Source organism: Terrabacter sp. Soil811, assembly GCF_001429655.1.
Lineage (GTDB): Bacteria > Actinomycetota > Actinomycetes > Actinomycetales > Dermatophilaceae > Terrabacter.
On the sequence record NZ_LMSX01000012.1, the window covers coordinates 1 to 15642 of the forward strand.

At 73.8% G+C, this 15642-nt stretch carries 12 protein-coding genes and 1 pseudogene; 8 read left to right on the plus strand and 5 right to left on the minus strand.

The annotated features are described in order from the left end of the window. The 4 genes and pseudogenes from ASH01_RS23125 to ASH01_RS20140 form a co-directional block, all read right to left on the minus strand. Nucleotides 1-1965, minus strand: a pseudogene (locus tag ASH01_RS23125) (hypothetical protein); the annotation flags it as partial. A gap of 2 nt (nucleotides 1966-1967) precedes the next feature. Next, nucleotides 1968-2780: a PP2C family protein-serine/threonine phosphatase gene (locus ASH01_RS20130; protein ID WP_056780396.1), complete on the minus strand. Its 813-nt coding sequence runs from the start codon at nucleotides 2778-2780 to the stop codon at nucleotides 1968-1970. Beyond that, nucleotides 2777-3328, minus strand: coding sequence for a hypothetical protein (locus ASH01_RS20135; RefSeq protein ID WP_056780399.1), 552 nt, complete (start codon nucleotides 3326-3328; stop codon nucleotides 2777-2779). The genes ASH01_RS20130 and ASH01_RS20135 overlap by 4 nt, the downstream gene beginning before the upstream one ends. A gap of 267 nt (nucleotides 3329-3595) precedes the next feature. Beyond that, nucleotides 3596-5095, minus strand: a complete 1500-nt coding sequence (locus ASH01_RS20140) for a CCA tRNA nucleotidyltransferase (protein WP_056780402.1) — start codon at nucleotides 5093-5095, stop codon at nucleotides 3596-3598. A gap of 201 nt (nucleotides 5096-5296) precedes the next feature. On the opposite strand from ASH01_RS20140, the gene ASH01_RS20145 reads away from it, so the two are divergent. The 8 genes from ASH01_RS20145 (at nucleotide 5297) to ASH01_RS20180 (ending at nucleotide 14913) form a co-directional block, all read left to right on the plus strand. Then, the gene (locus ASH01_RS20145) at nucleotides 5297-5782 is read left to right on the plus strand and encodes an NUDIX hydrolase (protein ID WP_020141640.1); all 486 of its coding nucleotides are present in this window, start codon (nucleotides 5297-5299) and stop codon (nucleotides 5780-5782) included. Between the two features lie 53 nt (nucleotides 5783-5835). After that, nucleotides 5836-8220, plus strand: a complete 2385-nt coding sequence (locus ASH01_RS20150) for a DUF6049 family protein (RefSeq protein WP_056780405.1) — start codon at nucleotides 5836-5838, stop codon at nucleotides 8218-8220. A 55-nt stretch (nucleotides 8221-8275) separates the two neighbouring features. Further along, nucleotides 8276-10234 (plus strand): hypothetical protein, encoded by a 1959-nt coding sequence (locus ASH01_RS20155; RefSeq protein WP_056780408.1) that lies wholly within the window; start codon nucleotides 8276-8278, stop codon nucleotides 10232-10234. Nucleotides 10235-10236: 2 nt separating this feature from the next. Continuing rightward, complete coding sequence (gene sigM / locus ASH01_RS20160) at nucleotides 10237-10809, plus strand: RNA polymerase sigma factor SigM (protein WP_056780410.1); 573 nt, start codon at nucleotides 10237-10239, stop codon at nucleotides 10807-10809. 210 nt (nucleotides 10810-11019) lie between these two features. Beyond that, entirely contained in the window at nucleotides 11020-11919 is a 900-nt protein-coding gene (locus ASH01_RS20165) for a hypothetical protein (RefSeq protein WP_056780413.1), read from the plus strand. A 195-nt stretch (nucleotides 11920-12114) separates the two neighbouring features. Next, nucleotides 12115-13161 carry a thioredoxin-disulfide reductase gene (gene trxB / locus ASH01_RS20170; protein ID WP_056780415.1) on the plus strand — a complete coding sequence of 349 codons (1047 nt, stop codon included), beginning with the start codon at nucleotides 12115-12117 and terminating at the stop codon, nucleotides 13159-13161. Nucleotides 13162-13231: 70 nt separating this feature from the next. Further along, the gene (gene trxA / locus ASH01_RS20175) at nucleotides 13232-13555 is read left to right on the plus strand and encodes a thioredoxin (RefSeq protein ID WP_020141635.1); all 324 of its coding nucleotides are present in this window, start codon (nucleotides 13232-13234) and stop codon (nucleotides 13553-13555) included. 140 nt (nucleotides 13556-13695) lie between these two features. Then, nucleotides 13696-14913: an N-acetylmuramoyl-L-alanine amidase gene (locus ASH01_RS20180; protein ID WP_056780418.1), complete on the plus strand. Its 1218-nt coding sequence runs from the start codon at nucleotides 13696-13698 to the stop codon at nucleotides 14911-14913. Between the two features lie 23 nt (nucleotides 14914-14936). On the opposite strand, the gene ASH01_RS20185 is transcribed toward ASH01_RS20180, so the two are convergent. Further along, nucleotides 14937-15593: a GNAT family N-acetyltransferase gene (locus ASH01_RS20185; RefSeq protein ID WP_056780423.1), complete on the minus strand. Its 657-nt coding sequence runs from the start codon at nucleotides 15591-15593 to the stop codon at nucleotides 14937-14939. Between the last annotated feature and the right edge of the window lie 49 nt (nucleotides 15594-15642).

Consider the following 15642-nt stretch of genomic DNA (forward strand, 5'->3'; position numbering starts at 1 on the left):
GGCGGGGGCGGGGGCGGGGGCGGGGGCGGGGGCGGGGGCGGGGACGGTGCTCGCCGGCGGCGGTCCGGTCGAGATGAGCGGGGTCGCCTCTGGTGCGCGGACGCCGGGGGGCGGGGTGTTCATCGGGGGGAGCAGGCTCGGGGCCGGCGGCGGCGTGTGCCGCCCCGAGAAGGTCGGGACCTCCGGCTCCGGCTTGGGCACCTCGGCGGCCGGGGTGGACCGCGCCCACGGCACGGAGGAGATGAGCCCACCCTCGGGCACGACAGGCGCCGACGGGATGGGCCGCGCCGGCACCTCGGGCGCCGGGGCAGCGTTCGTGACCGGCGCGTCGGACGCGTCGGCGACGGACGGGACGGACGGGTTGGGAAGGTGGTCGTCCTCGTCGTGCCCGGCCTCGTCCTCGTCGGACCGCGTCAGTGACGCGAGCACCTTGCGGTGCTCGTCGGCGGCCGTGGTGTGGCCGAAGAGGTAGTCGTAGCTCGGGGGCGCAGCGGGCTGGTCGTCGTCCGCGTCGTCCGTCTCGTCAGGGTCGTCGAGTGCGGAGGTGGTGGGCCCCGCGGCCGGACGACGGACTGCTCCGGCGACGGGGGCGGACGGAGCCGTCGACGTCGGGGACGCGTCGGGCTCGAGCACCGGGCGGGCGGCCCACGTCGAGTCGACGTCACGCGGCGCCGCCGCGGGCAGGTCGTCGGCCACGGGCGCCGGCGCTGTCGGCCCTGTGGGCGCTGTCGGCGCTGCCGGTGGGGGTGTCGGTACGGGTGTCGTCGCCGGTGCCGTCGTGGCGACGGGTGCCGGGGCCGTCTGCGCCACGAGCGGGGTAGACGGCGAGGCCGCCGGAGCAACGGCCTCGGTCGGCGAGGAGGCCGACGGCTGAGTCGGCGGCGTCACCGGCTCGGACGGCACGGACGTGTCGTGACCGGATGCAGCGGCGGGGGCGGGTGTCTCGCCGGACGCACTGGCCCCGTCGCCCAGGAGGTCGCTCGACGGGGTGGCACGCACCGGCACGGCCGGGGTGACCGAGGTCCACGAGCGGAGCGCCGGCAGCGGAGCAGGGAGAGGCTCTGTGGCGACGACCTCCGGCGTGCGGGACGGCTCGGCCGCACTCTTGGAATGACCTTGCGCTGCAGGCTCTTCCGCACCCGACGTGTCGGACGTCGCTGCAGCAGAGGTGGATTCGTCGTTCGAGGCGCCGACATCGGATGTCGTCGGCGGAGTGCCACCCTGGGCCCAGCTGCGTTCCCACGTCGAGCGGCCAGGCAGGCTCCGTGCGTCAGGACGGTCCGAGGCCGCACTGCCGTCCGCTGTCGACGTGGCGAAGGTCGGGATGCCCGGCCCCATGGCGTCTTCGCGCCCGGGCGCCACCTCCGGCTCGGACACGGCCGCTGCGTCGGGAGGGTCCACGTGCTCCTCGCTCACCACCGGCGCACCGGCCCCACCGGTGGACGCCGCGGTCTGCGGCGGGGTCGCGTCGGCGGCCTCGTCCGGCACGGTGGGCTGCGCCGACTCGCCGCCGAGCGCTGCAGGGGATGCGGTGCCGGGCGACGGCGATCCGGCCGCGAGGCCCTGCGTGGGCACGGGCTGCGCCCGCTCGGCCTCCTCGAGCACGCGGAGCACGACCCGGTCGGGATGGTCGGGCAGCTCGAGGTCCGTCCAGACCTTGCTGCTCGTGGCTCGCACGTCGTGCTCGGTGCCGTCAGCGAGGGTCACGAGGGCCGAGACCGGCCCGAAGGCGACGATGCGCGTGCGGGGCTGCCAGTGCACGCCGACGAAGTGGTGCGCCTTGCGCATCCCGCCGACCGTCAGCACCTCGACGACGTCGTCGATGTCACCGCCGTCGGCAGCGTCGCTCGCGGCGATGGTGCGCTCGTCGTCCTCGTCGAGTCCGATGAGCAGGTGCATGCCGGGGCCCCCGATGTGCGTCCACCCTTCGGGGGCCCGGTCGACAACCACGGACGGGCCACTCACGTCTACGACCTGCTCTCCCCTGATGAGCCGTTCACGTTCTCGCGCGGGGTCGTGTCCTCGTCGACGTCCGAGTCGGAGTCCTCGCCCTGTACGGCGACGACGATAGCAGTGACATTGTCGCGGCCACCGGCTGCGACACCACGTCGCACGAGCTCCTCGGCGGCCTCGTGGGCGTCGGGGTGATCGGCGAGGACGGCCTCGATCTCCTCCCGGGTGAGCTCGTTGGACAGACCGTCGGAGCAGATGACGAACGCCTCGCCGGGGTAGGGCGGGAAGACCCACGTGTCGACGACACCCATCGGGTCGCGCCCGAGCGAGCGCGTGACGACGTTGCGCCCGGGGTGGCGGTGCGCCTGCTCCGGGGTGAGGAGGCCCCGCTCGACGAGCTCCCAGACCTCCGAGTGGTCGACGGTCACCTGCGAGAGCCGGCCGTCGAGGCAGCGGTAGACGCGGGAGTCGCCGATGTTGAAGACCGCCCAGTGACGCGACCCTCCGACGGACACGAGGGCGAGGCCGGCGACGGTCGTGCCCATCCCGGTCTGCTCGGGGTGTCGCGCGGCCGACGCGAGGATGCGGCGGTTGGCCTCGCCGACCTGGGCGACGATGTCGCGCACCTGCACGACGGGCCGGTCGGCGAGCTCGGCGACGGTCTCGGCGGCGATCCGGCTCGCGACCTCGCCCGCAGCATGGCCACCCATGCCGTCGGCGACGACGTAGACGGTGCCCCGCGTGCACGCGGAGTCCTCGTTGTGCGCCCGGACCCGACCGACATCGGTGGCCAGGCCTGCCGAGATGGCCGGCAGCGTCGTGCTCATGCGTCCACGTCCAGGTCGGTGGCAGTGGTGGCAGCGCCGGCGTCCGTGTCGTCAGCGGAGCCCCACGGGGTGACGCGCGCCGTCGTCAGCACCTGGCGGATGAGCTCGTAGTCGGCCACGGCGTCGGCGCCACCCACGGCGCCGGTCAGCTGGACGAGGTGTGCCGGGGCATCGGCCGCGGCGGACGCCCCGGAGGTCACGAGGTGGAAGAGGTTGGCCTGCAGGACGGTCTCGACGTCTGCGTCCGGCCACGTCGCGTCGCAGCCGACGAACTGCGCGCCCCCGAGGTCGGCGGCATACGGCTCGGAGACGGCTCCGCCCCGCGAGGTGGCCAGAGAGGCGATCTGCTCGAGGGAGTCCTCGATGCGGAAGGACGGCCCGCACTGCTCGATCGTGACGACGACGTTGGGTGCGAAGGCCCCCTCGCGCGGGAGTCGCGCCGCCATCGTCGTGCCCGGCGCGTGCGCGGGCTCCCAGCCCTCCGGCACCTCGAGGGCCACCGACGGCTGGCCCGGGAAGTCGGCGCTCGGGTAGGCGAGGGTGCTCATGGGCTCGTTCCTTTCGGTCGTTCCCGCGGGGGTCGGGGACGGCGCGGTCAGTCAATCATTCACGGCATGCCGTGTCAGATCGGGTGACGCACCGTCACGGCGGCGATGGCGGCGCGGGAACGAGGTCCCGTCGAGCGTACGACCGCACCACCGGCGCCGCGATGGGGAGAACTCCCCACCGCAACATGGGCGGCCGCTCAGGCGCAGCCCACGCGGCGCAGCCCGCTCAGGCGCGGACACAAGGGGAAGCCCGACGGCCGCGAACCGTCAGCCCACCGACTCGCGGGCGGCCCACCAGGCGAGCAGCTTCTCGCGGGCGGCGTCCTTGCCGATGGGTCCGTCGTCGAGGCGGACCGACAGGAGGAAGTCGTAGGCCTCCCCCAGCACCGGACCGGGACGGATGGCCAGGGCCTCGGCGATCTCGTTGCCGTCGAGCTCGGGACGGACGCTCGCCAGCTCCTCCTCGGCCGCGAGGCGCTCGATGCGCTTCTCGAGGTCGTCGTAGGCCCGCGACAGCCGCTGCGCCTTGCGGGCGTTGCGCGTCGTGCAGTCCGACCGCGTCAGCCGGTGCAGGCGCGTGAGCAGTGGCCCGGCGTCGTTGACGTAGCGCCGCACGGCCGAGTCGGTCCACTGCCCGTCGCCGTAGCCGTGGAAGCGCAGGTGCAGCTCGACGAGGCGCGCGACCTGCTTGGTCGTGTCCTTGTCGAAGCGCATCGCCTTCATCCGCTTGCTCGCGAGCTTGGCGCCGACGAGCTCGTGGTGGTGGAAGGAGACGCCGCCGCCGTCCTCGAAGCGCCGGGTGGCCGGCTTGCCGATGTCGTGGAGCAGGGCGGCGAGACGCAGCACGAGGTCGGGGCCCGGCACCGACTCCGGCGGACCGTCGGCGGGGCCCTCGAGGTCGATCGCCTGCTCGAGGACGATGAGCGAGTGGTCGTAGACGTCCTTGTGCCGGTGGTGCTCGTCGAGCTCGAGGCGCAGCGCGGGCAGCTCGGGCAGGAAGACCTCGGCGAGGCCGGTGTCGACGAGGAGGGTCAGACCGAGCCGGGGCCGGGGCGACAGGAGCAGCTTGGTGAACTCGTCGCGGACCCGTTCGGCCGAGATGATCGAGAGCGTGCCGGCCCGCTCGACCATCGCGGCACGCACCTCGGGCGCGACGTCGAAGCCGAGCTGCGAGGCAAAGCGCGCCGCCCGCATCATCCGCAGCGGGTCGTCGGCGAAGGACTCCTCCGGCGCGGCCGGTGTCATGAGGCGCTGCCGCACGAGGTCGGAGAGCCCGCCGTGGACGTCGACGAACTCGAGGCTCGGCAGCCGGATCGCCATGGCGTTGACGGTGAAGTCGCGCCGGACGAGGTCGCCCTCGAGGTGGTCGCCGAACATCACCTCGGGCTTGCGTGACGTGCGGTCGTAGGTGTCGGCGCGGTAGGTCGTGATCTCGATGACGTGCGCACCCTTGCGCAGGCCGATCGTGCCGAACTCGCGACCGATGTCCCAGTGCGCGTCGGCCCATCCGACGACGAGCGCCAGGATGTCGTCGGGACGGGCGTCGGAGGTGAGGTCGAGGTCGGGTGAGACACGCCCGAGGAAGGCGTCGCGCACCGGGCCGCCGACGAGGGCCAGCTCGTGCCCGGCGGCGGCGAACCGCTCCCCCAGCTCGGTCAGCATGGGCAGGACGGGTGCGAGCCGGGCGACGGCGGCCCGCAGGAGCGGGAGTCCGGCGTCGACCGGCTCGTGGCTGTCGGCGAGGGGCGTGTCGGAACGGTCAGGCACCCGACCAGCCTAGTGAGCGTTCGCGCTGCTCCTGACCGCGCGCGTACGCGAGGGGTGGGCCACGCATACGCGCCCGGGAATCGCCCGGGACCCGACGGGGACCCGACCGACCCCGCCCCGGGCCCGCCGGTCGGCACCCCTCGCGTGCGGGGTCTCCCCGACGACGAGAGAGCTCCGGGCCTTGCCCGTTATGGTGGCGATGTGAGCGCGCAGCCCGTCCCCAGCCCCGTGCCGGGGAGGCGTCTGCCCGCCGTCGAGGAGCGTTCTGCGGGCGGCATCGTCGTGGACGTGCAGGAGGGCCTGGCCCTCATCGCGATCATCGCTCGCCGCAACCGGGCCGGCCGCGTCGAGTGGTGTCTGCCCAAGGGGCACGTCGAGCCGGGCGAGACGCTCGTCGAGACGGCCGCGCGCGAGGTGGCCGAGGAGACCGGCATCGTGGGCCGCGTGCTCGTCGAGCTCGGCACCATCGACTACTGGTTCGCGACGTCCAACAAGCGCGTCCACAAGTTCGTGCACCACTACCTCCTCGAGGCCACGGGCGGTGAGCTCTCCATCGAGAACGACCCCGACCACGAGGCCATCGACGTCGCCTGGATGCGTCTCGACGAGGTGCACCGCAGGCTCACCTTCCCCAACGAGCGCCGCATCGCGCAGGCGGCGTGGAACCGGCTGGCGGGGACGGCGTGATCCTTCGAGGGTCGCGGCGTCCCGACACGAGGGGGCGCCGCGGGAGCCACCTCGTGCGCCGGCTGACCGCCACGGCAGCGACGCTCGCGGCACTCGGCCTGTCCGTGGGCCCGGCCGCGAGCGCCGTCCCGTCCCCGGCCGGAGCGAGCACGTATGCCGCCCGGCCCGGTTCGTCCGCCACCCACCGAGCCGCCGTGGTGCCCGCCAAGGACGTCGCCGTCGTCGTGCTCGACACGCTGACACCCGCCGTCGTCGGACCCGGCGCGGACGTCACGATCACGGGCACGGTCACCGCACCGCTCACCGGACCGCTCTCGGGCCCGGAGGTCCGGGTCGTGCGCGGCGACGTGACGGTCAACCAGCGCAGCGCCCTCGACGACTGGGCCACGGGCCGCACCGAGACGTCCGGCCGCACCGTCGACACGACGTCGCTGGCCACGGTCGCCGCCGGTCAGACGCAGCCCTTCACCGCGACGGTCCCGTGGGAGCGGCTGCGGTCCGACGATGCGTTCGCGGCGCTGCCGATCTCCGTCGAGGTCGTCCAGGAGGGCGCGAGCGAGCCCACCGGCATGACGCGCACCTTCATCGCCTGGAACGGCCGCAAGGAGTACGTCCCGCTCAAGGTCGCGACGGTCCTGCCCGTGACCCTCCCCCCCACCGTCGCGCTCGCCGCGCGCGACGACGCGGCCCGCCTTGCGGCCTGGGAGCAGGCGATCGGCCCCGACTCGCGGGTGGCCCGCATCCTCGAGGGCACGCGTGGCACGCCGGTCGACCTCGCCGTCGACCCGTCGGTGCTCGGTCCCGACCTGGGCGCCGGCTCCGGGACGACCGGTCCGACGCCGAGCGGGACGCCGACGCCCGGCGGCACCGGCACCACCGCTCCAGCGCCCTCCGGCACCTCGGGCACTCCCGCCCCGTCCGCCACGGGAGCCACGGGCACCACGGGCACCCCGGCCCCGGCAGCCGGGACGAGCGCCCCCGCCCCCGCTGGCACCACCCAGACCCCGTCGACCCCGCCGACGACGTCGACCCCGCCGCCGGCCGGCGCCCCGTCCGAGGCCACGCTGGCCATCGCGCGCCTCGGCGACGACGTCGTCACGCAGCTGAGCGGGCGGAGCGTCTGGGCCCTGCCGTACGCCGACGCCGACGTCGCCGCCACGGTCGGCGTCGACCCGGTGAACTCCCTCGTGCGCGACCTCGTCAGCCGGGCGTCCACCCTCGCGGGCCGCCTCGGGCAGCCGGCCCGGGCCGACATCGTCTGGCCCGTCGACGGCCTCCTGCCCGCCGGGCGCGAGCAGGGCATCAAGACGCTGCTGTCCGGCACGACGGTCAAGAAGCCCGCCGGCATCGTCGTCAACGCCGCGGCTGTGACGAAGGAGACGGCATACACCCCGACCGCGCGGCGGGTCACGGCGAGCGGGACGCGGCTGCTCGCGTACAACACGCGTCTGTCCGCACTGCTCCCGAAGCGCACCGAACCCAGCCCCGTCCTGTCGGTGCAGCGCTACCTCGCCGAGACGCTCGTGCTGCTCGGCGAGCGTGCCGGCACGCCGCGCTCCGTGCTCGTCACCGCGCCGCGCACCTACGACCCTGACGCCGCCGACCTCGCGACCTTCCTCGCGGCCACGTCGAGCGCGCCCTGGCTCGAGACCGTCGACGCCGCGTCGCTGCTCACCGACAGCGGCAACGACAAGGCCGTGCCGCAGACGAGGCCGACCACCGCCGTGGCCTCCGCCGCCCCGAAGCCCGTGCTCAACGCGCGCCGGCTCGCCCGGATGGCCGACCAGCGCGACACGCTCCTCAGCGTCTCGTCGGTGCTGCGCGACGGCGAGGAGTTCGAGCGCACCTACCGCGAGGTGCTCGACGGGCTCGCAAGCGCCCGGTGGCGCTGGAACCCTGCCGGGTGGGTCACCCTGGCCAACTCGGTGGACGCCGACATCAAGGCCGCCACGAGCGCCATCCGGGTCGTGCCGCGCACGAGCACGATCAACCTGCTCGCCGAGAACGGCACGTTGCGCATCACGGTCGAGAACGGTCTCGACTACACCGTCGAGGACATCCGCCTGCGGCTCGTGCCCGACAACCCACGCATCCGGATCGTCGAGCAGCCCGACCCCGTGACGATCGGGCCGTCCTCGCGCACCAACGTCCCCGTCGAGGTCGCCGCGGTGGCCGCGGGGCGCGCCGAGATCCGTGCCTTCCTCACGACCGCCGACGGCACCCAGATCGGCTCGCCCGCCACGATCCCCGTGTCGGCCAACCCGCTCGACGCCGCCATCTACTGGGTCGGCGGCATCCTCGTCGGGCTCGTCCTGCTCGCCGGCGTCATCCGCGCCGTGGTCAAGGGCACCTCGCGTGTCGACGAGATCGCCGACATCGAGGCCGTCACCGCGGCACACGAGGCGCTCGGCGATGCGGACGACCGGGATCACGACTGAGTCGGCCTAGGATGGGTGGCGAGCCACGCATCCGCGCACGACATGACGAGGGAGGGTGACGCACGTGCAGGGAGTCGGACCCGGATCCGTCCTGGGCGGCCGCTATGCGGTCACGCTGCGCACCTCCGAGGGCACCCACCACGAACGCTGGCGTGCCAACGACCACACCCTCGAGCGCGAGGTCGTTCTCGTCTGCTTCCCGGCCGGTTCGTCGGTCGCCGCCGCCGCCCTCGATGCGGCCCGCCGCGCCGCCGGCATCGAGGACTCCCGTCTCGTGCGGGTCCTCGACGTGGGCACCGACCAGGGCGTCGGCTTCATCGTCGAGGAGCCGCTGACCGGTGCCGCGCCCCTCTCGCACCTGCTGCAGAGCGGTGGCCTGTCACCCGACGAGGTGCGCCGCCTGACGGGCGAGGCCGCCACCGCCCTCGACAAGGCGACCCATCGCGGCCTGCACCACCTGGCCCTGACGCCGAGCTCGCTCCTGCGCATGTCCGACGGCGCCGTCAAGGTGCGCGGCCTCGCCACCGAGGCCGCCCTCACCGACGCCGACCGGCTCTCCGACGAGCGGGCGTCCCGCGCCGACGCGGTCGGCCTCGTCAAGATCGCGTATGCCGGCCTCACCGGTCGCTGGCCGATGGTGTCCGTCGACGACGGGCTGATCCCCGCCGGCGGGCCGGTCGGGCTCGAGGCCGCCCCGACGATCGTCGGCGGCGTGGCCGCCCCCTCGGAGATCGCCGTGGGCGTGCCCAACGACCTCGACCTCATCTGCCGGATGACCCTGGGCAGCGGCCGGCGTGGACCGGTCTCGCCCGGCGACCTCGCCCTGCAGATCGCGCCGTGGCCCAGTGAGCAGGCGTCGTCCGACGGCGCCACCGGCATCGGCCTGCGCAGTCGTGACGACCGCGAGTCCCTCGAGCCGACGCGCGTCATGCCGTCGGTGCGCGCCGGCGCCGCCGCGGTCGGCGCTGCAGGCGCAGCCGGTGTGACCGGTGTGGCCGGGGGATCGATGGCGGGCGCTGCCGGCGACTCCGGCCCGTCCAGCACGATCTTCTTCGACAGCGTCCCCGACGCACAGTCAGGCACGACGCCCGCCCGCGGCGCCACCACCGAGCGGCTCCAGGGCGGCGTCGCCGCGGCCGGGGCGGCAGCAGCCGGCGTGGCCGGAGCCATCGGCGACAAGGTCGGCTCGTTCGCCCGCGCCGCCGCCGACAAGGCCGCCTCCCGGGCCGCCGAGCGCCGTTCAGCGCACGACGACGACTTCGACGGCGAGGACATCGGCCTCGTCGACGCGCTCGACGAGGCCCCCGCGACCCGCCTCGAGCCGCCCCTGCCCGTCTTCGGCCGCGAGGCCCCTGAGGCCCCCAGTGGTGCCCAGTCCCGCATCGCGCTCGCGATCGTCGGGGTGCTCGTGCTCATCGCGCTCTTCATCGGCATCAACAACGTCATGAAGATCGGCCAGCACGACGGCCCGGCTCCCGCCGTCACGGTGACCAAGACGCGCACCCCCGCCGCCACGCAGACGCAGGGCACGACGACCCAGGCGCCGCCGAGCACGACCCAGGCGCCGCCTGCCGCCGCCGTCAGCGTCGTCGGCGGCACGGGCTTCGACCCCGAGGACGGCACCGAGGCCGACCAGAACGTCAAGCTGACCTTCGACGGCGACCCGAGCACCCAGTGGCGCTCCCGCTGGTACGGCACTGCCTCCTTCAACGGGAACAAGGACGGCGTCGGGGTCCTGCTCGACCTCAGCGCGCCCACCGTCGTCAAGGAGGTGGAGCTCGTCCTGCCCGCCGAGCAGAACGTCACCGTCTACGCCACCGACTCCGGCTCGACGAAGTCGCTCGACGGCGCGCAGAAGATCGGCTCGATGAAGAAGGCCAACGGCACCGTCGTCATCAAGACCAGCGGCCAGCTCCAGCCGGCGAGCAAGATCCTCGTCATCGTCACCAAGGCGGCGCCCGCCGAGGCCGCGAACCACTACCGCGCGCAGATCAGCGAAGTGACGGTGCGCTGACCGTGAGCCCGGGGGTTGCCGCCCCGATCGCTGATCTGAGCGACCGGGAGCTGCTGGCACTGCACGTCGACGGCGACGACCATGCCTTCGCCGAGCTCTTCCGCCGGCACAAGGACCGGATGTGGGCCGTGGCGCTGCGTACCGTGCGTGATCCCGAGCTCGCGGCCGACTGCCTCCAGGACGGCTTCATCGCGGCCTTCCGCCGTGCCGAGTCCTACCGCGGCGAGGCTGCCGTCACGACGTGGCTGCACCGCATCATCGTCAACGCCTGCCTCGACCGGCTCCGTCGGCGCAAGCCGACCGCCGAGCTGCCCGAGTACGAGCTCGCCGACCGGCACGACCACCACGCCTCGACGGAGGTCCGCCTCGACATCCAGGAGGCCCTCGCCAGGCTCCCCGAGGGGCAGCGGGCGGCGCTCGTGCTCGTCGACATGCACGCCGTTCCCGTGGCCGAGGCCGCCGTCATCCTCGGCGTGGCCGAGGGGACCATCAAGTCGCGGTGCGCCCGCGGACGCGCGGCCCTGGCCCAGCACCTCGGGCTCACGCCGGGCGTCCGTCCCGTCGAGCAGGACTGACGGCGGTCCACGTCCGGCCCCCATGGGGTACGGGACGACCGGTGACCGGTCGGCCCCTGGGCTCGCTGGGCCACCGCTCGGGCACCGGCCTAAGAATGGTTGAATCCGGTGGAACCCGACGGCCACAGGGGGCCGTCGAAACCACGGCGACCGGCATACCCCTGCCCTGCCCGTACGACCACCGCACGCTCTGCCCGAAGGACCACATCCGTGGACGAGTCCGCGCACACCCCTGAGCACGACCCTCGCGTCCGTGACCCCGACGGACGTGCGGCGACGGAGCCGGCACCTCCCGCCCAGCTCGACGGGAGCTACGGGCTCGACGGGCACGAGGTCGCGGACGACGCCCCCCTGACCCGCCTCGACGCGGACGTCGAGCAGCACGTGCGCACGCTGCTCGCCGGCGCGGCCGACCCGGGACCGATGCCCGACGCCGTGTCCGAGCGCATCTCGGGCGCCCTGCTCGACGCGGCCCGGCTGCGGGTCGACCCCGGACCGCTGTCCGCCTCACGTTCCGGCTCGGACGCCATGGGGACGGACGACGCGGACCACGGCACCGTGCTCGCGATGCCGACTCGCGCCGTCCGTCCCAAGCCGATCTACCTCGTGACCGCGGTCGCCGCGGCTGCCGCCGTCGTCGCCGTGGGCGCTTCGGCCCTGCACGTGACCAAGCGTCCCAACGGCGCGGCGGTCGTCGGCGACACGTACGCCTCGGGGGCCACGACGTCCCCGCCCAGCCCGCCGGGGACCTCCGGTGGGCTGCACATCCAGCTCAGCACGACGGCATACACCGCCGGCACGCTCGCCACGCAGGCCCGAGCGCTGCTCGACCACCCCGGCCAGCCGATCCGCGACCTGGCGGCCGAGTCTCCGGGTATCGGGCCGATCGCGACGCCGATCGGGCTGGAGGCGTGCCTCGAGGAGATCGGCGCGATCGGGGCGGCCGACCCGGCGCCCGACGCCGTGTCGGCAGACCTCGCCACGTTCGCCGGACGTCCAGCGGTCGTCGTCGTCGTCACGAGGGCCGGCGCCAGCACTGCCTGGGCCGTCGAGCGCAGCTGCACGACCGGGGCGCCGGGCCTGCTCGCGGGTGCCACGCCCGTCCCCTGAGCCCCACGAGCGCACTCGCACCACGCGCTGTCCCGCCACGCGGGCGCACCCGCGCAGGCTGACAAGCGCGGGAACAACAACCGCCTAGGATCGGTTGAGGCCTATGCGGCTCGCGGCCTCCCGACGTACCGGTTCCAGTCGGTCACCGGGCAGGGACGAGCGGCCACGACACGAGTTTCACGAGGAGCAGCCCACATGTCCGACGTCCGCAACGTCATCATCATCGGCTCAGGCCCGGCGGGGTACACCGCCGCCGTCTACGCCGCGCGCGCGAACCTCGCGCCCCTCGTCTTCGAGGGCGCTGTGACCGCCGGTGGCGCGTTGATGAACACGACCGAGGTCGAGAACTTCCCCGGCTTCAAGGACGGCATCATGGGGCCCGACCTCATGGACGGCATGCGCGCCCAGGCCGAGCGCTTCGGCGCCGAGCTCGTCACCGACGACGTCACGGCCGTCGACCTGACCGGCGAGGTCAAGACCGTCACCGACGGCGAGGGCACCGTCCACCGCGCCCGCTCGGTCATCCTCGCCATGGGCTCGGCCTACCGCGAGCTCGGCCTGCCCCGCGAGAAGGAGCTCTCGGGCCACGGCGTCTCGTGGTGCGCGACCTGCGACGGGTTCTTCTTCCGCGACCAGGACATCGCCGTCGTCGGCGGCGGCGACTCCGCCATCGAGGAGGCGACCTTCCTGACGAAGTTCGCCCGCACCGTGACGATCATCCACCGCCGCGAGGAGCTGCGCGCCAGCAAGATCATGGCCGACCGCGCCTTCGCCAACGACAAGATCCGCTTCGCCTGGAACTCCGAGGTCGCGCAGATCCACGGCGAGGGCAAGCTCTCCGGCATCACGCTGCGCGACACCGTCACCGGTGAGACCCGCGAGCTGCCCATCACCGGACTCTTCGTCGCCATCGGTCACGACCCCCGCAACGAGCTCCTCGCGGCCGGCGACGGCGTCACGGTGTCTCTCGACGACGCCGGATACGTCCTCGTCGACGGCCGCTCGACCCGCACCAACGTCCCCGGCGTCTTCGCCTGCGGCGACCTCGTCGACCACACCTACCGCCAGGCCATCACCGCGGCCGGGTCCGGCTGCGCCGCCGCCCTCGACGCCGAGCACTACCTCGCCGCGCTCGAGGACACCACGTCACCCGCCGAGGCCGCTGCCGAGGCCGCCGTCATCGACGAGACGGACTCGGGCGAGATCCCCGACCCGCGCGTCACCGTCGGCGCCGACGCCTAACGTCGATCCCGACGCCCGAACTCACGACCCAGCCCCGCCGCCCCCGCGCCAACCACGAGAAGGAATCTCCATGGCACTGAAGAACACGACCGACGCCACCTTCGCCGACGACGTCCTCATGAGCGACAAGCCCGTGCTCGTCGACTTCTGGGCGACGTGGTGCGGCCCGTGCCGCAAGGTCGCCCCGATCCTCGAGGAGATCAACGAGCAGTACGGCGACAAGATCGAGGTCGTCAAGCTCGACACCGACGCCAACGTCGACACCGCCGCCCGCTACGGCGTCGTCTCGATCCCGACGCTCAACGTCTACGTCAAGGGCGAGGTCGTCAAGACGATCGTCGGCGCGCACCCGAAGCCGAAGCTCCTGCGTGAGCTCGAGGAGTTCATCGCCTGACAGCCAAACGTCGAAGGGGTGGTCCACCGTCACGGTGCCACCCCTTTCGCGTACTACGCTGCTGACGGCGCCCGACCGCTCCGGACTGACGCACAGCCACCCGCGACCCCCTCCGGAGCCCCTCAAGGAAAGGAGCCGAGATGACCCCACAGCAGTCAGTCGTGCTCCGGCGCGGTGACTCCGGCCCGGCCGTGGCCGCCGTGTGCGAACGCCTCGTCCTCTCGGGCGACCTTCCCGGCGGCTCGGGGCACAGCGACCGCTTCGGCGACGCGGTCTACGACGAACGCGTCGAGCAGGCCGTCAAGTCCTTCCAGCAGCGTCGTGGCCTCATCGTCGACGGCATCGTCGGTCGCTCCACGTATGCCGTCCTCGACGGCGCCCGCTGGGCGCTCGGTGACCGGGTGCTGCGCTACGTCCCCGAGCACTTCGTCGAGGGTGACGACGTCGTGGCCCTCCAGTCCCGGCTCGTCGAGCTCGGCTTCACGCCCGGCAAGGTCGACGGCCTCCACGGACCGAGCACCGACGCCGCGCTGCGCGCCTTCCAGGCCGCGGTCGGGCTCGTCCCCGACGGCACCGTCGGACCCGAGACGATGCGGGCCTTCGCGGGGCTGCGCCGCTCGGTCAGTGGCGGATCGGCCAACGCCCTGCGCGAGCGCGAGCAGATCCGTCGCAGCGGCTACAGCCTCAGCGGGCGCACCATCGTGCTCGACCCCGGACACGGCGGCGGCGACGTGGGTGCCCAGGGCCTGCGTGGGCTGGCCGAGGGCCGGCTCGCGCTCGACCTCGCCCGACGCATCGAGGGCCGGCTCTCCGCCCACGGCGTCAGCGTCGTCTTCACCCACACCGAGGCCACCGACGGCGGCACCGACGAGGAGCGGGCGGCCTTCGCCAACTCCTGCGAGGCCGACCTCGTGCTCTCGCTCCACACCGACCACTCCGTCACGGGCTCGGCCCACGGAGCGGCCACCTACTTCTACGGCCACCCCGACAACGCCGCGCACGCCGACTGGTCGGTCATCGGCGAGAGCTTTGCCGACCTGCTCCTGCGCGAGGTCGTGGCCCGTACCGGCCTGACCGACTGCCGCGCTCACGCTCGCACGTGGCCGCTCCTGCGACGCACGCGGATGCCCGCGGTCCGCCTCGACTTCGGCTACCTCAGCCACGAGGGCGACGCCTCGGCCCTGGCCAGCGCGCAGACCCTCGACCACGTGGCCGAGGCCGTCGTCGTGGCCCTCCAGCGCGTCTACCTCGGCGAGGCCGACACGTCGCGCACCGGGGTCCTGCGTCTCGACGACCTGCGTCGCCACCTCGAGACCATGCGCGCGCAGCAGGTGGGAGCCGAGCGCACGGTCGGCTGACGCGCGGCAGCCGTCTCGACGGCTCAGCGGCGGTCGGTCACGTGCGCGTGGCTCGACCCGTTGGGGTGCGTCTCGGGCACCGGCCGCACCCGGGGCACCCGGTCCAGGGCCCGGACGATCGCTGCCGCCGCCCCGTCGCGCAGCGTGACGACCGTGCGCAGGTCGATCCGCAGCCGCGGGTATGCCGGGTGGTCGCGCTCGACCCGGAAGCCGACCTTCTCGAGGAAGGCGACGTCGAGCACGCAGGCGTGCCTCGAGACGGCGAGCGGGCGCGCCGCCACCGCCTCGAGGGATCGCGTGCGGTGCCGCAGGGCGTCCTTCGCGGCCGACTGCACGAGGGCCTTGCGCAGTCCCCGGCCTGCGTAGCCGGGCCTCGTGACCGCCGTGACGAGCATGAGCGTCGACGGGTCCTGCGGCGACGTCGGGAACGCCGCGAGCCGCGCGACGTGTCGCGCCGGGGCGAGGACGACGTGACCAGCCGGGGTGCCGTCGACGTAGGCGATCCGACCCGGAGGTCCCCAGTCGGCCGTCACCGTCTCGACCCACTCGGCCAGCGCGTCGAGCGGGTCGTCTTCGTCGGAGTGGCCGTTGCGCGGCACCGTCTGCCAGAACGTGCACGGCGCACACGCACCGACCAGGTCGCCGACGGCGTCGGGCGTCAGGGGCCGGAGCTCACGCATCGCGTCTCCTCACAGCCCTCATGCTCCCCATTCTGACCCGCCGCCCCCC